The 19,109-nt window shown below is 57.2% G+C and carries 20 protein-coding genes, 1 tRNA gene and 2 pseudogenes; 13 read left to right on the forward strand and 10 right to left on the reverse strand.

Annotated elements, in window-relative coordinates:
• Positions 1-175 precede the first annotated feature (175 nt).
• Entirely contained in the window at positions 176-661 is a 486-nt protein-coding gene (locus tag ACSFC7_RS06825) for a DUF5790 family protein (RefSeq protein ID WP_436346976.1), read from the forward strand.
• 66 nt (positions 662-727) lie between these two features.
• Here ACSFC7_RS06825 and ACSFC7_RS06830 read toward each other — a convergent pair whose 3' ends face one another.
• Complete coding sequence (locus ACSFC7_RS06830) at positions 728-1,465, reverse strand: creatininase family protein (protein ID WP_436346977.1); 738 nt, start codon at positions 1,463-1,465, stop codon at positions 728-730.
• A 123-nt stretch (positions 1,466-1,588) separates the two neighbouring features.
• Here ACSFC7_RS06830 and ACSFC7_RS06835 point away from each other — a divergent pair.
• From ACSFC7_RS06835 to ACSFC7_RS06850, 4 genes and pseudogenes are all read left to right on the forward strand, one after another.
• A pseudogene (locus tag ACSFC7_RS06835) lies at positions 1,589-2,521 on the forward strand (phosphatase PAP2 family protein); the annotation flags it as partial.
• A 75-nt stretch (positions 2,522-2,596) separates the two neighbouring features.
• On the forward strand, positions 2,597-2,941 hold the full coding sequence (locus ACSFC7_RS06840; protein ID WP_436347924.1) for a DUF5789 family protein: 345 nt from the start codon (positions 2,597-2,599) through the stop codon (positions 2,939-2,941).
• Between the two features lie 317 nt (positions 2,942-3,258).
• Positions 3,259-4,221: an ABC transporter ATP-binding protein gene (locus ACSFC7_RS06845; RefSeq protein ID WP_436346978.1), complete on the forward strand. Its 963-nt coding sequence runs from the start codon at positions 3,259-3,261 to the stop codon at positions 4,219-4,221.
• Positions 4,218-5,069, forward strand: coding sequence for an ABC transporter permease (locus tag ACSFC7_RS06850; RefSeq protein ID WP_436346979.1), 852 nt, complete (start codon positions 4,218-4,220; stop codon positions 5,067-5,069). Before ACSFC7_RS06845 ends, ACSFC7_RS06850 begins: the two co-directional genes overlap by 4 nt.
• A 68-nt stretch (positions 5,070-5,137) precedes the next feature.
• Here the strand turns inward: ACSFC7_RS06850 and ACSFC7_RS06855 are convergent, their stop codons facing one another.
• Both ACSFC7_RS06855 and ACSFC7_RS06860 read right to left on the reverse strand, forming a co-directional pair.
• Complete coding sequence (locus ACSFC7_RS06855) at positions 5,138-7,081, reverse strand: ABC transporter ATP-binding protein (RefSeq protein ID WP_436346980.1); 1,944 nt, start codon at positions 7,079-7,081, stop codon at positions 5,138-5,140.
• Between the two features lie 94 nt (positions 7,082-7,175).
• Entirely contained in the window at positions 7,176-7,670 is a 495-nt protein-coding gene (locus tag ACSFC7_RS06860) for a DUF192 domain-containing protein (RefSeq protein ID WP_436346981.1), read from the reverse strand.
• A 60-nt stretch (positions 7,671-7,730) separates the two neighbouring features.
• Here ACSFC7_RS06860 and ACSFC7_RS06865 point away from each other — a divergent pair.
• A tRNA-Val gene (locus ACSFC7_RS06865) sits at positions 7,731-7,804 on the forward strand.
• A gap of 209 nt (positions 7,805-8,013) precedes the next feature.
• Here the strand turns inward: ACSFC7_RS06865 and ACSFC7_RS06870 are convergent.
• Positions 8,014-8,142: a hypothetical protein gene (locus ACSFC7_RS06870; protein WP_436346982.1), complete on the reverse strand. Its 129-nt coding sequence runs from the start codon at positions 8,140-8,142 to the stop codon at positions 8,014-8,016.
• A 294-nt stretch (positions 8,143-8,436) separates the two neighbouring features.
• Here ACSFC7_RS06870 and ACSFC7_RS06875 point away from each other — a divergent pair, with 294 nt between their 5' ends.
• Complete coding sequence (locus ACSFC7_RS06875) at positions 8,437-8,673, forward strand: hypothetical protein (RefSeq protein ID WP_436346983.1); 237 nt, start codon at positions 8,437-8,439, stop codon at positions 8,671-8,673.
• Between the two features lie 371 nt (positions 8,674-9,044).
• On the opposite strand, the gene ACSFC7_RS06880 is transcribed toward ACSFC7_RS06875, so the two are convergent.
• Positions 9,045-9,419 carry a hypothetical protein gene (locus tag ACSFC7_RS06880; protein ID WP_436346984.1) on the reverse strand — a complete coding sequence of 125 codons (375 nt, stop codon included), beginning with the start codon at positions 9,417-9,419 and terminating at the stop codon, positions 9,045-9,047.
• A gap of 697 nt (positions 9,420-10,116) precedes the next feature.
• On the opposite strand from ACSFC7_RS06880, the gene ACSFC7_RS06885 reads away from it, so the two are divergent.
• A complete protein-coding gene (locus tag ACSFC7_RS06885; protein WP_436346985.1) occupies positions 10,117-10,356 on the forward strand; it encodes a hypothetical protein in 240 nt (79 codons plus the stop codon).
• Between the two features lie 28 nt (positions 10,357-10,384).
• Here ACSFC7_RS06885 and ACSFC7_RS06890 read toward each other — a convergent pair whose 3' ends face one another.
• Positions 10,385-10,699 (reverse strand): tyrosine-type recombinase/integrase, encoded by a 315-nt coding sequence (locus ACSFC7_RS06890; RefSeq protein ID WP_436346986.1) that lies wholly within the window; start codon positions 10,697-10,699, stop codon positions 10,385-10,387.
• A 60-nt stretch (positions 10,700-10,759) separates the two neighbouring features.
• Positions 10,760-11,455 (reverse strand): hypothetical protein, encoded by a 696-nt coding sequence (locus ACSFC7_RS06895; RefSeq protein WP_436346987.1) that lies wholly within the window; start codon positions 11,453-11,455, stop codon positions 10,760-10,762.
• Between the two features lie 548 nt (positions 11,456-12,003).
• Between ACSFC7_RS06895 and ACSFC7_RS06900 the strand changes: the two genes are divergently transcribed.
• The 3 genes from ACSFC7_RS06900 to ACSFC7_RS06910 all read left to right on the forward strand — a co-directional run bounded on the left by ACSFC7_RS06900 (position 12,004) and on the right by ACSFC7_RS06910 (position 13,839).
• Positions 12,004-12,444, forward strand: coding sequence for a winged helix-turn-helix transcriptional regulator (locus tag ACSFC7_RS06900; protein ID WP_436346988.1), 441 nt, complete (start codon positions 12,004-12,006; stop codon positions 12,442-12,444).
• 306 nt (positions 12,445-12,750) lie between these two features.
• Positions 12,751-13,011 (forward strand): hypothetical protein, encoded by a 261-nt coding sequence (locus ACSFC7_RS06905; RefSeq protein ID WP_436346989.1) that lies wholly within the window; start codon positions 12,751-12,753, stop codon positions 13,009-13,011.
• Between the two features lie 336 nt (positions 13,012-13,347).
• Complete coding sequence (locus ACSFC7_RS06910) at positions 13,348-13,839, forward strand: hypothetical protein (RefSeq protein WP_436346990.1); 492 nt, start codon at positions 13,348-13,350, stop codon at positions 13,837-13,839.
• 261 nt (positions 13,840-14,100) lie between these two features.
• Here ACSFC7_RS06910 and ACSFC7_RS06915 read toward each other — a convergent pair whose 3' ends face one another.
• Positions 14,101-14,589: a DUF4352 domain-containing protein gene (locus ACSFC7_RS06915; protein WP_436346991.1), complete on the reverse strand. Its 489-nt coding sequence runs from the start codon at positions 14,587-14,589 to the stop codon at positions 14,101-14,103.
• Between the two features lie 187 nt (positions 14,590-14,776).
• Positions 14,777-15,148, reverse strand: coding sequence for a hypothetical protein (locus ACSFC7_RS06920; protein ID WP_436346992.1), 372 nt, complete (start codon positions 15,146-15,148; stop codon positions 14,777-14,779).
• Between the two features lie 1,343 nt (positions 15,149-16,491).
• Between ACSFC7_RS06920 and ACSFC7_RS06925 the strand changes: the two genes are divergently transcribed.
• Complete coding sequence (locus tag ACSFC7_RS06925; RefSeq protein ID WP_436346993.1) at positions 16,492-17,802, forward strand: PD-(D/E)XK nuclease family protein; 1,311 nt, start codon at positions 16,492-16,494, stop codon at positions 17,800-17,802.
• Positions 17,803-17,826: 24 nt separating this feature from the next.
• On the opposite strand, the pseudogene ACSFC7_RS06930 reads toward ACSFC7_RS06925, so the two are convergent.
• Positions 17,827-18,048: pseudogene (locus ACSFC7_RS06930) on the reverse strand (hypothetical protein); the annotation flags it as partial.
• A gap of 350 nt (positions 18,049-18,398) precedes the next feature.
• On the opposite strand from ACSFC7_RS06930, the gene ACSFC7_RS06935 reads away from it, so the two are divergent.
• Positions 18,399-19,106, forward strand: a complete 708-nt coding sequence (locus tag ACSFC7_RS06935) for a hypothetical protein (RefSeq protein WP_436346994.1) — start codon at positions 18,399-18,401, stop codon at positions 19,104-19,106.
• The last annotated feature ends 3 nt before the right edge of the window (positions 19,107-19,109 follow it).

A 19,109-nucleotide genomic window follows, 5' to 3' on the forward strand; every position in this document is an offset into this window, starting at 1 on the left:
GTCCTGCACCGATCGATTCGAAGCCGAATCACACTACCGTCGGTTCCGTCCTCGGGATCGATCGACCTTCCTTTCGAAATTCCGTCGTCGTTTCGCCGATATCGGCCCGCTCGAGAGCGTTTTCACTTTCACTTTCGGGCGATCTTTTAACCCCAGTCCCCGTGAAGAAGGGGATATGAGCCAAGCGACGCTCGGCGACGACGAGGAACTGTTCGGCGAAGCGGCCAACGAGATGCGCGAGGACGTCGAATCCTCGCTCGAGGAGGCCTGGGACGCACTCCCCAGCGCCGACGACGTCTGGGAAACCGACGCCGACAACGTCCTGGGCGTGCTCAACGGCCTCAATTCGGCGCTGGACGCCGGCGACGCCGAAGACCACCTCCGGGACGCCAAGAAGTGGTTCACGATGGGCCAGCGAGCCGACGCCTTCGAGGACGCCGACGATCTCGAGGAGGAGATCGCCAACCTCGGAGAAGCCATCGAGGACATCTCCGACGCCGGCGAACAGGTCGGGGAACTCACCTCGACGATTCCGGCCCTTCGCGGCACGCTCGAGGACGCCGGTCCGGCCGAGGACGAGGCAGAAACGGAGGACGACGCAGACGAGGAAGAAGCGGAGAGCGAAGCCGACGACGACGCAGACGAGGAAGACGAGGAGTAACCTCGGGCCGATCGTCGATTATCGCTCGATCGCCACTGCTCGCCCGTCGGCTCCGTCTCACACCCGCTACCGACGCTCGGGCCGCGAGACGTCTCGCTCCGCGACGGCCTCGAGGAGCCGCGCCAGCGCGTCGCCCGCTAGCTCGAGCAGGTCCTCGCCGCGCCGTTCGTCGCCCGCTTCGGGATCGCCGACCACGCCGTTTTCGCTGAACTCCGCCGCGTCGTAGGCCAGATTCGTGTAGCTCACCCAGTCACCCCAGCCGTCGGCACGGCCGGCTTGGGCCTCGTCCATCCGATCCTCGCGAACGAGTTCGGGCTCGCAGTGACGAAGGAGGGCGGTCTCGAGCGGGCCGCCGTGGCCCATCTCGGCCGAGTGTTCGCCGACGGCCTCGAACCAGGTGAAGGGGACGGCGTAGCCGTCGCCGTCGCGGGTGAGTCGCCCGCCGACCTCCCGCAGGGCGTCGACGTTGCCGCCGTGGCCGTTGACGATGACGACCCGATCGAAGCCGTGGTGGGCGAGGCTCTCGATAGCCTCGCGGACGTAGTTCCGGAACGTCTCGTCGGAGACCCACATCGTTCCGGGGAACTGGCGGTGCTCTTCGGCGATGCCGACCGGAATCGCCGGTGCGCGGACGACCTCGCGGTCGATGCGCACGATGCCGGCGTCGGCGACCGCTTCCGCGGCGATGACGTCCGTTCCGAGCGGCGCGTGGGGGCCGTGTTGTTCCGTGCTCCCGACGGGGACGACGGCGAGCTCCGCCTCGCAGTCGCGAACGTCCGTCCACGTCGCGTCGCGTAGGTCCATGCGGAACCACTCCCACGGAACGGGCATGAAACTCCCGGTGACCGTGGCTCGTTGCCGCCCCTACTTATCGCTCTTGCAGGTGCCGATCCGGGCGGTATCCGACAGCGTCTGGAATCGGACGCTATGTATCGCGGTGGCGAGGTTCTCGAGTCACTCCACGGCACCCTTCCGGAGTGGATCCTCCTCCTCGCCGCGCTCGTGACCCGCCTCGGAGACGTCTGGGTCGTGATTTCGATCGCGATCGCGGCATCGTGGCTGTTCGCGTCGCAGCGACCGGTCGTTGAACCCGAGTATTCGGGGACGGGAACGGAGACGGCTCCAGACGCAGCGGGCTCCGATCGTGCCGCTGCCGTCTGGCTGGTGGGCGTCGTCGTCGGCGGACTGGCGGCGATGACCGCGCTGAAGTACCTCTTCGTGTTGCCGCGGCCGGAACTCGTCGCGGCGACCCCCGGCGCGCTGCCGACGGCGCTCGAGTCGACCTACGTCTCGACGGTGACCGTGGGCGGCTACGGTTTTCCGAGCGGCCACGCAGTCGGTGCCACCGTCGCCTACGGGGCGTTGGCACTGGCGCTTCCACGCGGGACACGACGCATCGGGCTCGCGGCCGCGGGCGTCCTCGCGCTCGCGGTGAGCCTCTCGAGAGTCGTTCTGACCGTCCACTACCCCGGTGATATCGTCGCCGGCATCGCCGTGGGAGTCGCCTACCTCGCAGCGGTCTGGTGGCTGCTCGAGCGCTCGCCGGTCGATCGAACGACGACCGCCTTCGGGGTGGCGCTGGGCCTCGCGCTCGTCGCGATGGCCGTCAGTGGCACTGCGGGGCGGTCGGTGACCTACGCTGCGCTGGCGGCCGGTGGACTCGCGGCCTGGTCGCTCGCTCGCCCTCGTCCCAGTACGCTATCGCCCGCCCGTCCCGCGTATTACGCCGAATCGACGACGGTCGCACTCGGCCTCCTCGTCGGCCTCATCGTCGTCGGTGGGGGGCTGCGGTCGGTCGGTCCGGCCGCTGCGCTCGGTGCGCTCGTCGTCGCGCCGGCGGCGATTCGGCCGCGATTGTCGTCCCCGCCGCGGGCGTCCTCGCGAGTGGCGAACGCAGGGCCAACCGGTTTTTGCCGGCGTCCGTACATTCCGACTATGACCGACGACAATCGACAACTCGGCGTCGAACTCGGAGAACTCGGAGACGAACTCGAGTCCGCGGACTATCCGATGAGCGAGGACGAATTGCTCGAGCGCTACGGCGACGAGGAGATCGATATGGAAGGCGAGACGGAGACGCTCGAGGACGTCATCGGCCCGTTGAACGAGGACGAGTACAGAGACTACGGCGAGGTCGAGCAGGCGATCATGAACATGGTCGGCGACGAGGCCATCGGACGGAAGAACTACAGCGACCGCACGCCGCCCGCGCCGGGCGAGGACCGCCAGGACGAGGGCGCACCGGATCAGGACGACCAGGAAGGACAGGAATCGTTTTGACGGCGGGACGGCGGTCAACACCCTCCGTCTCGCGAACGTCCTCGACGACCTCACCACCGGCGCGCGGAGCGAGAAAATCTTTCTCGATACCGACGACGCCCCCGTGGAAACGCGGGAAACGACCGATCGGCTCGTCATCGACCAGTCGAACTCCATCCATCCTTCGTCCGCGGTGGACTACTCGCTCGGGTAGTCAGTCTCGAGTCGCCTCGGAACGCGGTCGTATGGTTTATACAAATCGGCTCGATCGTTGATTCCACGCCGAACTGATCGGTATAGTTATTCTGCCTCCCGTTTCCTAGACTAGGAGTGATTCAATGACCGCCATTCAGACGAGTGCACTCGCCCGACGGTTCGGTGACGTCGTCGCCGTCGAGTCGCTCGACCTCCACGTCCGAGACGGCGAGGCCTACGGTTTTCTCGGCCCGAACGGGGCCGGCAAGTCGACGACGATCAACATGCTGCTCGGCTTCACGCCGCCGTCGTCGGGATCGGGGACGGTACTGGGCTACGACATCGAAGACGAGTCCCTCGCCATCCGCCAGTCGATCGGCGTCCTCCCGGAGGACTTCGGGATGTACGATCGTCTGACCGCCCGAAAGCACGTCCAGTTCGCAATCGATACGAAAGGAGCGGCGGACGACCCCGACGATCTCTTGGCACGCGTCGGACTCGCCGACGCTGCCGGCCGGAAAGCCGGCGGGTTCTCGACGGGCATGAAACAGCGGGTCGCGCTGGCGATGGCCCTCGTCGGCGAACCGGACCTGCTCATTCTCGACGAGCCGTCCTCCGGGATCGATCCCAACGGGGCCCGGGAGATGCGCGCGATCATCCAAGCGGAACTCGACCGCGGCGCGTCGGTGTTCTTCTCGAGTCACATCATGGAACAGGTCGAAGCGATCTGCGACCGCGTCGGGATCATGAGCGGCGGTCGACTCGTCGCCGAGGACTCCATCGGCGCGCTGAAAGATCAGTTCGACGCCGAATCCCGACTCATCCTGACCGTCGATGCCGTCCCCGACGGGATCGTGTCCCGTCTCGAACCGGTCGACGGCGTACTCGACGTCCGCGTCGATGGAACGGATATCGTGATGGCGGTGTCGAATCCGCGGTCGAAGGCCGTGGTCATCAACGCGGTTGAGGACGCAGGCGGCGTAGTCGCCGACATCACCGCCGAAGACCACTCGCTCGACGACCTGTTCGCGGCGTTTACCACCGGTGACGGAGTGACTCCCAGCGACGCTCGAGCCGAGGCGGCCCTCGAAGAGGTCGACGCATGACCTGGGCTCGGATCGCTCGGAAGGACTTCGAAGACGCGAGTCGAGCGATGACGCTCTGGATACTCACCGCGCTAATGATCCTGCTCGTCGCCGGCATCTCGTCGATCCCCCACCTCGTTCACGTCCCCGGACAGGGTCCTGCCCCCGGGTTCGACGAGGCGATGAGCTTCCTGTTTTCGGTGGTCGTGACGATGGCCTCGATCATCGCCCTCGTCGTCGGCTATCAGGCTATCGTCGGGGAACGCGAGTCCGGGAGCATTCGCTTTCTGCTCGGCCTGCCGAACACCCGTCTCGACGTCGTCGTCGGGAAGGTTCTCGGCCGGGCAGCCGTCGTCGCCGTCCCGACGGTGATCGGCTTCGTCGTCGGTGGCGCCGTGATCGCGCTCCTCTACGATGGCTTCGACGTCGCGACCTACGCCGGACTCCTCGCGTTCTCGCTACTCGTGGGTCTGGTGTACGTGTCCCTCGCCGTCGGCGTCTCCGCGAGCGTCGACACGCGCGCGAAGGCAGTTGCCGGCGTGCTCGGCATCTACATCATCTCCGACTGGCTCTGGTGGGTCGTCCCGATGGCGATCTACTGGCTTTTCGAGCGCGAACTCCCGGGTACGACCGATCTTCCCGCGTGGTACCTTCTCGTCGAACGGCTCGGCATCTGGGAGCCGCTGGGCGCGATCTCCGGGACGCTCGTCGACATCCCCGGCGTCGAAACCGCCTCGCCGGCGGACCGACTCGCCGGCGACGTTCCGTTCTACCTCGAGACCTGGTTCGCCTGGGTGTTCGTCGCCGCGTGGATCCTGGTCCCGCTCGCGATCGGCTACTACCGGTTCAACCGGACCGTACTCAGCTAATCAGCGACCGACCTCGAGAAAATCGCATTCGGTGACGGCACTGCTATTCTATCGGGTTCGATCGACGATCAGTCGTCGTCATCGCCGGCTTCCGTGCGTGCGGTCCGACGCTGGGCGCGTTCGATGAACTCCTGTGGCAACTCCTCGATCTCGCCGGCCTGGACGCCCCAGAGGTGCGAGTAGAGTCCCTCGTTTTCCAGCAGCTGGTCGTGGCTGCCGCGCTCGACGATACTCCCGCCCTCGAGCACCAGGATCTGGTCGGCGTCCTTGATCGTCGAGAGGCGGTGCGCGATGGCGAACGTGGTTCGTTCTTCGGTCAGGTCGTCGATCGAGCGCTGGATGAGCATCTCGGTCTCCGTGTCGACGTCGCTGGTCGCCTCGTCTAACACGAGGATGTCGGGATCCTTGAGCACCGCGCGGGCGATGGCGACGCGCTGGCGCTGGCCGCCCGAGAGTTTGACGCCCCGCTCGCCGACCATCGTGTCGTAGCCGTCGGGCAGGTTCTGGATAAACTCGTGGGCCTCCGCGGCCTTCGCCGCCTCGACGATCTCCTCGCGACTCGCCTCGAAGGTGCCGTAGGTGATGTTCTCCTCGACGGTGCCGTAGAAGAGGAACGAATCCTGACCGACGTAGCCCATCGACCGGCGGAGACTCGAGAGCGAGACGTCCCGGACGTTCCGGCCGTCGATCCGGATTTCGCCCTCGTCGACGTCGTAGAGTCGCAGGAGGAGCTTCAAGACGGTCGACTTCCCGGCGCCCGTCGGGCCGACGAGCGCGACGGTCTCGCCGCCGTCGGCCGCGAACGAAATGTCGTCGATGACTCGCTCCCCGTCCTCGTCGTAGCCGAAGCTGACGTGTTCGTACTCGACGCGACCCTCGCGAACCTCGAGTTCGTCGGCCTCCTCGTCGCGTTCGATCCGCCCCTCCTCGTCCATCAGACCGAAGATGCGCTCGCTCGAGGCCGCCGCGCGCTGGTACATGTTGACGACCTGCCCGAACTGGGCCATGGGCCAGACGAGCTGCTGGGTGTACATGATGAACGCGACGAAGACGCCGGTCTCGAGCGTCCCGGTGAACGGACCGGGGGCCGTCCCCGTGAACACCCAGTAGCCGCCGACGAGGAACGTGAGGACGAAGCCGATACCCGAGATGAGCTGCAGACCGGGGAAGAACTTGATCCGCAGCCAGATGGCCTCCCAGTTCTTGTCGTAGTAGTTTTGAGAGACGTTCTCGACGCGCCCGGACTCGTAGCGCTCGGTATTCGAGGATTTGATCACGTTGATGCCGCCGAGGTTGTTCTCGAGCCGGGAGTTGACTTTGCCGACCGAGGAGCGGACGGCGGCGTACTTCGGCTGGATCTTCTTGACGAAGACGTAGGTGAAGACCGCGATCAGCGGGACGGGCGCGAGCGAGACCAGCGCCAGCTGTGGCTCGAGCCAGAACAGCAGAAACGTGATCCCGATGACCATTACGATCAGCCGGGTCGCCGAGTTCATCCCCTCGTTGAGGAATCGCTCGAGTTGGTTGACGTCGTTCGAGAGCACCGACATCATCTCGCCGGTCTGCTTGTTCGCGAAGAACTCCATGTCCAGGCGCTGCATCTTGTCGTAGGTCGCCGTCCGGACGTCGTGCTGGACGCTCTGGGAGAAGGCGTTGAATCCCCAGTTGCGCAGCCAGTGGAAGATCGCGCCGAACGCGAACGAGCCGGCGATCACCGCCACGACGAACCAGAACTGCCCGTCCTGGCTCGTCGGCAGCCACGCCTCCGGCAGGACGACCAGCGGCACCTGTTCGGCGAACGTCGCGTCGTAGAAGATCGCGTCGATCGCGACGGCGAGCATCAGCGCGGGGAGCAGGTCCAGCGCCCGCGCGAGCACGCTCGAGATCAGTCCGACGGTGGCCGAGAACCAGTAGGGACGACCGTACTCGAAGAGCAAGCGGCGCATCGGACTCTCGACGCGTTCGCGCTGCTCCTCGAAGGGATCGTCTTCGTCCCAGTCGACGTCCTTCATTGCGTTCGGTTCGGGGGCCGTTGCCAATAAGGGTTGCTACGAACCGAAACAGGTCACCTGCAGATCCCGGTCCGGTCGGCCCTTCGACCGCGACTCACCGGTACTCGATTTCGATCTCGTCGCCCGGTTCGATTCCACTTTCGTCGGCGTAGCCTCGCGGTACCTCGAGGACGTACTGGGCCCGCCCGGTGTACTCGAGGTCCTCGCCGTCCTCGTCGGACTCCGGCGCCCGGGCTTCCTCGATCGTCGTGATCTCGCGGTCGGCGTCGACGAAGATGATGTCGATGTCGAACGCCATCTCTCGCATGACGTAGGTTCGCTCGTCCTCGCTCGAGTGGACGAACAGCATGCCCTCGCCCTCGGCGAGCGAGTCGTGATCGCTCAGCCCGGTGTAGCGCTCGGCGCGGGTGTCCGCGACCTCCGCGTCGACGACGGCGAGTTCGTCGCCGGTGTCGGCCTCGAGGACGCGAACCTCGGCCTGCTCCTCGGCCCAGGGCGGGGTGATCAGTCCCGTCTGGAGGACGAGCAGGCCGATCAGGGAGAGAGCGACGATGAGTAGTAGCGACTTCCAGACCCGCTCGAGGACCATACTGCTTCTGCGGCGTGAGAAAGTAAAGGTTATTCGGACGGGGGGATTTGGTCGGCATACGGGCTCGTGGTCTAGCTGGTTATGACGCGGCCTTTACAAGGCCGAGGTCGGTGGTTCGAACCCGCCCGAGCCCACTACCGCCGTGGTGCTCTGGAATCGATAGATAGCGTGGGGTTTCGGGCTAAATTCTCATCGGAATCGCAGTGAGTCCTTCCACGCCGTGGTGCCGCCTCGAGCCCGTCTGGCGATTCGATTGAATACTAGTGACACTGCGCAATAAAGACTCGAGTAGTCTGCAGGTACGAGGTCGGGGAAATCATCTCCGGTGTGGCCCTACCCGTCGCTAGAATGCCTGCTTTTCTTCGACGCCGACGAAATTGTCCACCGTGATCTGGAAGTAGCCCCCAGCCTTCACATTGAGCGTCAATTCGTCAATTATTTCCTCGTCTTCAGGCGTCCATACGTCTACCACGCCTCCAATGATCTCTTAACCGTCGTACTCGTCGTGTGCAACGTCTTCTGGGACCGTGAACGTGATCTTGTCGCCCTGTTCTACGCCGTCTATGGGTCCGCCTTCGTATATGTAGTTAACCGCGCTTATCGTCACATAGAGGATTCAAAAGTACCTTTTTCACTTTAAATCGAATGAAAGGATGACTTTAATATAGTAGTTTTCTCAGGGTCGCTGTTTGTGTTGCTTGGCTCGAGCTTTTGCGTGCAATCTAATTGCCTGTATAAGTAGAATCCCGTGTACAGTCCGTACGCAATGTCGAGTCAAAATCAGCAAGCGACGTATTCAGCCGAGGACGTACCGCCCGAGTATATCCAGAGCCATGGTGCCCGCTGTACGATCACGCATACGACTGATACGCTGCAGGTCGAGGTACAGGGCCGCCCGTGTGACGACATCAAAGATGTCGTCTCTGCTGCGCACCAAGAGCAGAAGCACTTTGCTGATAAGTGGACGGCGGTCGACTACAACGAGTTCGTCACCATGCGATGATCCCAATGACACAAGACATCCAACGCCGATGGAACGACGAACCGGAAGCCAAATCGATCACTAACTATCCCGATCCTGAACGCATCCCTTCAAGCCTCAAAGATCGGCTGGCGATGGAGTTGGTCGTCGAGTGTGTATGCCCAAAATGTACACACGAATCGTTCTACTATAGCAATGACTCGACCCAAACTGTAGAGTGCGACGCTGACGATTGTGACGAGGAGTTCCTGTTGCCTTGATCGTCGACCTGCTCGAGCCTGTAGTAGCGGTGGATCGGTTCCCGGAGCCGCTCGCTGCATTCGGAGCACTGGACAGGGCCGTCACCCTCGAATTCGTATCCACACTCTACGCACCAGTCGACTTCGGTTGTTTCACTCATCGTTCTCACTCAGTTGGTAATCTCCATCCAGCCACGCTTCAAATAGAGACTTGGTTTCACCCTCATGATCACCTAATACTCTGATGCAGTGATCAATCTGCTCGAGCAGGCAGTTTTGACAACGTGATGAGTCGGATATGTGTCTCGAACCCCCACATGACATGCATTCAGCGTCGGTACCATCTCTCTGAACTTCCTCGAGTTTGCGCCGAAGACGTTCATCGTCCTCAAGTCCGACTACGACAATTGCAGTGTGTAGGCCGGTTTTGCTGGCGTCAAGCGCCCAGTCGTGCTCGATCTCGAGACGTTTGATCTCGTCTCTGAACGCCTGCCGGTCGTCGAGTAAGACGGTAGTGCGTTCACCCATCGGAATCGCCTCGCAGGGCTTGCTCAAAGCAGTCCTCTCGTTTGCTGATGCACTGGGTGCATCGTGCGGTTTCGCACTGTTCACTGCAATCCTCGCAGTTTTGGAGCGTAGTGTCCGTCATCGTTTGCTCACCCTGTTCTCATGTCGGTGGGTCTTGTACAACACGACAAGGGGCATGGCGGTTGCCCCGGTGACAAGGCCTGCTGCCGCCGCCATGTGAGTCTCGTTACTGATTAGGGCGTAGATCAACAGGGCGACGCAGGAGGTTAGCATCATTCCGCGTTCAACGAATCTTTCATTACTGTATTTTATCATATATATGATTATAATATTGGATTGCTTAGGTTTTGGGTGGGTCGGAGAGTCTGCAATGTCGGTAGTCCCCATTAAGTCAACGGATAGCCACGACTGATGAGGTTAGATTCTCAGAGAGCGTCTTGATGGGGGTATGAAGTTCCTCTACTATCCAAGGTCACCATTTGTATTGCTTAGCTCAATTTTCACGTGGAATCTCACTACTTGTATAAGTGAACGAATTTGTTTCAGGCTCGTGACATTCACAGCTAGCCTTGGCTAGCATATTTGACCACCTCCAGAAACCCGTTCTTCCGAGCGTCTATTTTACTGTATTATGGCTATATTCGCAGCTCCGGAGTCGAAATGAGTTTAACTGCGGAGAAAAAATGGACGGTTGACGATGTTTGAAGCAGAGGCACACGAGATGTCCGTCAAGGAATTAAAAGATAAAGTAGACTACCTATACGGCAACATCATGTTCCACGAGGAAATGATGCGTAAAGAAGACCGTCCTGCGCCGACCCCGGAGTACGCGCGTATGAGGGAGCAGTTAAGGGTTTACTCGGGGGTATTGTGCGATAGAATGGGTACTGAGGCGTATCAGGAGTTCAGACAAACGATTGAAGAGGATATGGGATAGTCGTAGGGTACAAATCGCAGATGGTAGATTATTGTCGCTGGAAGTGCTCATAGATGCGCTCAGTCGTCGTTATGCTTCTATGGCGGAGCCTGTCCCGAACGTCGATGAGCCGAGTTTTTTCATTGGCGAGAATATAGTTAGCTAACGAACATCTTGGGGCATGTGGATGTGATTCCTCGGGATCTGCAGGTTTTCCACCTGTTCGCCGGGGAGCTACCTCTGCTTCGCTGGCGAGAGCACGCGTGATATTGCGGAGGGTTTCAGAGGTCATATGGTCGGACTGCTGGCTCGGAAAGAGGAATTCGTGGCCGTCGTTCTCGAGTTCGCAGAAGTACTTCCGCAATAATCGTATGGTGTTGAAATGACCGAACGGATCTAGTTGTAGGGTCGCAACAGATGGTGATCACCGCACGAGCACAATCGGGTCCGAGTCCTTCCATACCCGGGTCGACCGACCAAGATCTGCGGTACGGTGGATAACGCGGATGCACGTGCGATATTTAGATTGATCCTTGACACCTGCCCCATCCATCAATCCATCTAATCCCGCTGGGGTGTCGTCCGAATTGAGCACATAGCATCTGGTGCCCTCGTAAACTACGTTGTCGTCGTCTGGTGCATACCTCGGGTCATCATCTGCTACAGCTTGCATCGCATCTAGTGTCTCTGCCAGATCATCGACTCCTGCTTCATCAGCAGTGATTGTGCAGGCTCGGAGGGTCGCTGTAATCATCTCGTCTGGCAGTATGTCGTATACGCTCGCTAGTTGTCCGTTCGCAAATTCTTCTGTGGGGGGTTTGGGGTCAGCCTGATCGGGCACCGTTAGCGTCATTTGGGTCCTTATTCGACTCCGAGTGACATTGGCCTCCCATCCTTGTTTTGCGAGCCATTTGCACGCTTCGTGGCGTTCATCCACGGTATCAGCTTGGGCTATGATCGTGCCATCGTTGACCTCAATGATCTCTATTTCATTGGGCCACTCCGTACGCACGACCAGCATCTCTAGATTCTCGTCTCCGTTGATTTCGAACGTCCGTTTCGCTTCCCCAGAGTGAATCGGGTCTATTACGTCGCCATTTTCGTCAATCAGTATTGCCATCACCAGCCGCTCAGAACCCGCCAAATAAGTTCTTTTCGACTCGTAACAGAACTAAAATATAGTAAATTGAGCCTCAATAGCCGCTACTATGATTGGTACTCCACATCGTCATTTCAAATTAGGTCTGTGGACGAGATATGAACGTATTTATTGGCGGTATGGGGTCTAAGGATCCGCTTTGTGTATTCATATTCTACGTTTTTTCCGGCAGAGTGGTTTCTTGCACGACTCGCCCGCCGTCTCCACTAGGAGACAACACGTGAGAGCGAATCCAACAACGAGACCACCAAGGACGATATTGAGGTGAAGTCAGGCCATAACAACGAGACAAATCAGTGAACCTCGAGATCCAGTTTTCATCTCGAAACACAAGATTTGGGGGTCTTTGAGCGGGTGCCTCTATGAATGTGTTGTCGTGTCCCTCATTTTCCGACGTTTCGTGACGATATTGCCGTCCAATCGGTCTTGTCGGCACACGTCATCTACCAACTCTGATTCACGACTATTTGACCACTACGCCAAAATAATTTCACATCAAATTCCTACGTATGAATCAATTTGATTCAGACTCCCGAGAGATCATTCGGGCAATCAGTCACAACAATGGTCGTGCCACAACAACCGAGATACGGCGTGAAACTGGGTTGGAGAACTCGAGCGTTCGGTATCGCTACGGGAAGCTTGAGAATGCTGGACTGATCGAGACGCAGAAGGATCACGACGCAACTCTCGATGGGGTCGCCCCAATGACGGTTGCCACGATCACGGGCAAAGCCCGGCGAAAGATCGACGAAGGATTGACGTTCGAACAAGAACTGCAACGGGCTGAGGTCGAACCACAGGACAATGCAGATCGCATCCGAGAACTTGAGAAGGAAATCGCCGAGATGCGGGAGATTGTGCGGACGTTGAAAGAAAATCAGAATTGGATTGGTCCACAAGTCGAGCAACTCGTTGCGGAGTCGGACGAGGCAATACAGGAAAGATAATAATACAACATCGATTCTGAAAATAACGATATTATTACATGCCATTCACACTTGGGTTGCCGGTCATTGCAGCGTGGGACGGCGATACTTTCACGGAAGCGGGTCTCGCCGACGCGCGGTCGTCCAACAGGCTAAGCGGTATACAAGAGTTCGCCGTTTCCTCGAAGATGGTGGACGGGATGGGAGTCTCTTGTCACAACTTCGGGACGCGTCAAGGCGGCTGGAAGAGGAATTGCCGAACCATCCGGTCACGCGAGGGACGTGAAGGATACATTAGCTCGGTCACAGCCACCGTCCGTCGATGAGGTGGAGCAGCTCCTCCACGGATCCGAGGATCCGTTTGAGGTCGATGAGCGGCTAGCGGAACTTGCCGGTGAGTTACAGGCAGAGTACTCTGACTACGACCTCACCGATGCGGTCGTCAATGCAGTAGAGGGAGCCAGCCCGCCGAGTGAGGAGCGCGTGGGTGAACTGTCGAAGATGCCGAACGGTTGCTTGGAGGTGTCGATGAGCAGCTGCGGCGGATTCGGGAAACCATGGATGAGCTGCCGGATGGCTCTGTTATGATGATCGAGCAACTCAACTGACGGGCCGCTGTCGCAAAAGCGACTACCGACACGAGAAGTTGCTTCGCCACTGCACGGTTATCGCTGAGGAGATCGACGACAAGCTGCTTCTGAACGCACTTGAAAGCCGCGCTCGATTTCTTTGCAGATCTCTATACGTTGATTGGGTCCCTCGCTGAGTCGGGATCAATAGGAGTCCCCATATCGCGACAAGGGTAAGTCCCATGGACATTACTATCCGTATCGCTTATTATCTTCTGAATTACTGACACTATTTGATGATGGTTCAAAAATAGGATAGTGGGTTATTTTCATATGCACCATGTGGGTTGATAGCATGACAGCTGAACGCCAGCTTTCACGGCGGGCCATACTAGCAGCAGTTAGCACAGCAACGATCGGAACCGTTGTCACGACAGCAGCAACGGCTCAAGAACGCGATCCCACAGAATACGATCGACCACTAACTGTAGAGGAGAATGGCATCGAAACTACATTTCATGATTGTGCTCATGTAATCATTGATAGCGATCTCTATTCAGTAGTAGATCGTATGATGGTCAGTTCAGCGTGGACTACGCCTGATAACCATGTTCAGCCCGAGCGAGTAGATATGAGAGACGTTGAGCTCCCATTCGAATTTATAGTTAACTGCCATCGTGATGAGCTCGGTGTTGAGTACGGTCTTGCGACTCTGGGCAGTATCAACGTTTGGCATGATGAGGACGAATATCCTGCAAACTTCCATCTACCGTTTCATGAGTGGGATTGTGGTGACATACGTGACCGGGAGTTCGATCCACGTGATTTCGAGGAAATTTGTCAATAATCTTTTCCCAATCAATCTCTCGGGCAAAACCAGTATCGAACATCGATCACCACCCCTACACATGCGGAACTTGAGCCGCACTGATCCACACTCGGACAGTATCAACGCCAGTGATCGTTTGTCGAGGTCAGTAAGCGTTGCAAGAACCAGTGGATGAGATGGACAGCAGAGGGATTGGAGGCGTCGCTCCAGCTTCGGCTCGCGAAGTACGCTGATCCAGAGCACTACTGATCGCTCTTCGACGAACTGCGCCAACGCTCATCAAACCCGTTCTAATTCACCTAAATCAATAACAACGTGTTCATCCGTAGATTCCTCATGATGTTGCATGACTAAATAACGTTCATTTTGATCTTCAGGGACAATAAAGAAGAGCGCACCTATTATTGATAGATCTGGATTCACTTGTTCACGTGTTAACCCATCATCGTAATGGCGCATAAGGTCCGAAGATGTCTCATATATACGTTCTTGGCCGTCAACAAGATAGAATAGGTTATCGTCAATATCGAGGGTCACATTACCTATGTTTACGATCTCGACTTGTACAGCAACGAATATATTTCCCTCCCGCTCATCGAGATTCGCGTCTTGTACTGCAATTTCGAGATCGCCAATCGATACCCACTCGCCTCGCTCTACAATCTTAGATCCGTTAGTTGCTTGCCCGCCGGCCGCGTCAGCGGGATCTTCGGGATCACTCGTACAACCTGCTAACCCGCTAATAGTTGTGCAAGCAGCCATGCCCATGACTTTCCTCCGTGTGGCATGCCCCATGATAACTCCCTCCACAACAGAACAGCAGTTAAAATTAATAGCTTAACATATATACTCACTATATTTACTTCCTATATGATTTGATCATCGAAATCCCGACAGTATGCTTAGAGTTGGGGACGAGGAAGACGTTTCCACATGGAATACTCCTTCGTTGATCTCAGACTAACCAAATTTCGTCTTTCTCCTCAGTAATACAGTCACAGGAGAGATACTGTCTTCGACAGCGAGGGCATTCCTCCCAATCGCATCCCGGGTGATGATATTCACCTTTTTCAACACCACAGTCATGGCAAGCACGGTTTTCGAACTCTTCTTCCTCCCACTGGTCTTTGAAATTCTCTAGTTCAGTGCGAACTTGTTCGGCAGACAAATTACCACGCCCGCCATTTTTTATTTGTTGCTCATAGGATTTAATCATCTCTTGGTACGTTTTATCTCTCTCTTCCTTTCCATATAGAGTTGGTTCTACCTTTTCCCCACTTGCAAAAGTGATTATTCGATTATCGTCACATCCGTTTGTCTCCTTCATTTCTTGTCCGCATTTGAAGCATGTTGGCATTATCTGTCACCTTCTTCCCTATCTTTCATTAGCTGGTTCTTATTCCCACTTTCAAGATCGTCATCCATGGGCGGTGTGATTTCATTATACTTGCACAAATTGCCTAACACGGACTCAGATGGAGGGTACTGTTCTAGTGGTCGATTATAATCTCTTTTTCTACACTTACTTTTCTCCATACTACTCGAATTATTTTCTTGAACATAAATTTAATGCGAATGCGAAAACACTCATGAAAAGACAAGTGTGATCGAAGTATCTCGTTCTAGGCGATCATTTTGTCAGACGGGAATACGGACTATGATAAGTACAAGTAAAACCATTGAGTCAACAACTCCCAGTCGTGAGACCAGAAGCCCCACCCTCAAGGAGCGAGCCACTCTTGTGGCGAGCGAGTCGAACGGGGTAGTTTACCTCGAGACCGATTCTCGGGCCGCGTCTCCAAAGCTACCGCGAAAGATATCCAGCGTGTTCCCACCCCCACAACCGCATCTAATACTGCGTGGTCCTTCCCGCCACTCACCGCACCGCCTTGAAAAGACGGGCAAAAAAGAGACGTTCTAGGATAAGGTTTTTATAATCCCTGCCACAATATTAAGTATCGAGGCATCAGGATTGAGGCGCGGAGGTCTCATCCATCACCCTATGTGAATGCATCTCACACCAACCTGACAGTGTTGTTAGGCCGCAAAAGGCCATTCCTGTTAGGTCGGGGGTGAATTGGCCTCAAAAACCACAATCTAAGCTTGAACAAAGACAAGCTTAGTTGTATAATATCCATTAATCGACCTCCGTTAGAGTGGGGTATACTAACCAACGCGTTATATTAACGCGGCTCGGTTACCGCCTACCCCGCTTTGCGACCTACCAACACTGTTAGGTCGAATTAATCTTATTTGATATTTCCGACTACCGCCGAAATCGGATGTTACAGCCACTCTATCACGAACACGCCTATTTCAGAATGGCGGAAAGGATGGTCCACAACGCAGTTTTAGATGCAGTCGCAATAGAGGAATCTAGAGAATTGAGCGCAACTCGATAGCGACAAAGACGCAATGCAAATACGGAGTTCGCTCTTCGGAGATTGTTGATACAGCTTGGTCGCTTACGCACCGAGCAAAGATGAGCACATAGACCGATTCAGAGGACGAGATACCCACTATGGTCTGGGAAAGCTTCTACTCCCTGCCGTGTCAGTCACAATTGTGAATTGACGGATGGATACAAACGCCCCGTTGGAATCGGACTTACGAACGCTCGAACGGAAGTGGGAACAGATTACAGATGTTCCCGAGTCGCCCCGTTCGCTGATGGATGTGATCGAATATTCACTGGGCAGTCAAAAGAAAGCCGAGGTGTACGTCAATCGATTGTTGGCGTACTTCCTTGACCCGGAGGAGCCACACGGAATGGGATCGGATTTTCTCAGAGCGGTTCTCGACGGCCTTCCTACCAAGTGTGGCTTTCAGGAAGATGTCCACGATCTCTCTGATGTCGCGGTAGACGATCAGGTGAGAGTCAACAAGGTAAAGGACGGCACAACGAAGTCCTCCGGCATCGTTGACCTCTTCATCGCGGTGCCCAACGAGTGGTTCCTCATGATCGAATTAAAGTTCTCGGCGGAGGATACCCAGACGGAATTCTACTACCGGGAAGCGACACACGTGGGTGGCCAACCGAAGGCCGCCTACGAATCGAGAACATACTACCTGTACCTTCATCAACACGACCAACCGCCGGCGAACGAGCCGGACTTCTCCAATTGGACGTGGAAGGCGTTTTCGGCTGACGTGCTGGAACCGTTCCTCTTCGAGAACGCAGCCCGGTATCCACAGCGAACGGTTGCACAGTTACGCGAATTCAACGACGACATCCGGAGTATTGCAGGGATGACTGATCAACAGGAGAACGCACGGGAGAAGATTGCACTGTACCTCGAGCATTACGACGCGATCCGGGACGTGAGCGACACGTTCGACAGCCGCTGGGACGACTTCACTGACGAGTGGGGTACTCAGTTAGGCGAGGCAATCGAACGAGACGGGATCGGTTCGTATTCTGCCTTCGATGAGGATCTGACCGCCATTGAACTCGAGGGCACTACGGACGGGCACCGCGACTGGAAGTTCCGCACGAGTAGTTCCGACTGGGGGATGATCTTCAAGGATGGATGGTGGCGCCACACCGACGACTTGGACAGGACGATTTACGCTCGCCCTGATAACCGGAACGACGTTCGGATCGGCTTCCACCATCGGCTCGAACGAAACCGAGACCTTGCCGTCGGCGAACGAACGCTGAAGATCTACTTCAGAAACATGGGAGCGAACGATCAGGAGTTCATCGACGCGTTCGCTGACCGTTTCTCCGAGCGACAGTCCGAGATCGCTAATCTGCTCCCGAGAACTGCTGAAGTCACCGGCAACAAGCGGAACATGATCGCTGCACCCTATGACATCGATGCTGACTCGCCCGAAGAGTTCTTCGACGCGTACGTTGGGGCGCTGAAGGCGGCCTTCGTCGATCTCGTAGTTGACAACGAGAAGTTGGTCGCGCTCATCGACGAGATCTATGCCGAGTCGATACACGATGTGTACGGCGTGTCGATTCGCTCTCTGTAATGAGGGAGTGCGCTAATCCACCCGCTATAACGGTATTGTGAGACAGTAGTTCTCGACCTCGGGTGCCAGCGAGATGACTCGCTCTTGTCGCTTTAGTTCTTCGCGGCGCGTTTCGATCCGCTGTTCGAGTTGGTCGAGGCGCTCTCGCTGACCGCGAATATCCATGTCGGAGCCAGCCTCGGCCTTACGCTCGTACTCCTCGATGAAGGACTTGATCCGTTCGCGCTCGGCCTGCGCGTATTCGCGCTCCCGGTAGAACTCCTCTTCCGCTGTAGACGGGCGGAGGGCCGGTCGATCGGATCCTGACGGATGCTCTCGTGAAGTTTCCAGTACTGTTCCGATTTCGTCTTCTTCCAACGATCTCTTCCAACGATCGAGTACGATCTCGTGAGCAGCAACCAACGTCTCATCTGCCAGACGTGGCATCCGTTCGATTATCGGCCGGCGCGGGATAAAGCTCCACTGTCTCAGGGGGTCGAAGACCGAAATGAACCGGACAGGGAGAAGTCCTGAATCGCCATAATCGGTGATGTGTCTGATCTCTCGCCAGCCGACACCTAGTTGGTTTAACAACACCCGATGCGTAGCCGGACGCAATGAGCAGCGGCTTCAGCTCACTTCAAACGGAACTCGACGAAAAACTTCAGCCACCGATCGACGTAATGCTCGATCCATCCTTGTTGGCTTCAGGTACCTCGCTCGATCGGCTCGAAACTTCCACCGTGTTAGAGGCGCAAACGCAGGCGACGCTCGACTTCTCACCGACAACCCCACGCGTCGGCAACCTCTACGTTCCCTCCTCCTTTCGTCAACTGATCGATCGTCGTGAGCAGTTCGACGTGCAGAAAACCGATGTGTGGAACTTCTATCGAGGACAGGCTAACAGAGCGTACCGCGAAGATATCCTCGAGTTGCTCGATCAGAACGATATCAAGGCCTTCGAAGCGGAAGACGCGTCTTCCGCAGGAGTGGACTTAGAGACGGCTCTCGAGGAAGACCATCGAAACGAACGGTTGAGCACCGCACTCATCGAGGAACTCGCCTTCTTGAGTCGAGGTGGCATCGTCGTGTCGCGGACGCCTGCAGCCCTCGATACTCTCCGGAATGCTGGCGTTCCAACCATCGACGTGGGGAACGCCGAGCTTCAGTCCGGGGTTCGCACAACGCTCGAGGACATCGGCTACCGGGATCCTGCGAGCGTTGCGGCGTTTGGCATCTCAAATGATGCGACAGCCGTTGATGCGCTGGTTGGCGACATCCTCTCCTCACACGCCGACCTGCTCCTTTACCGCGTCGGCCGATAACGG

The organism is Natronorubrum halobium (assembly GCF_051351675.1).
GTDB lineage: Archaea > Halobacteriota > Halobacteria > Halobacteriales > Natrialbaceae > Natronorubrum.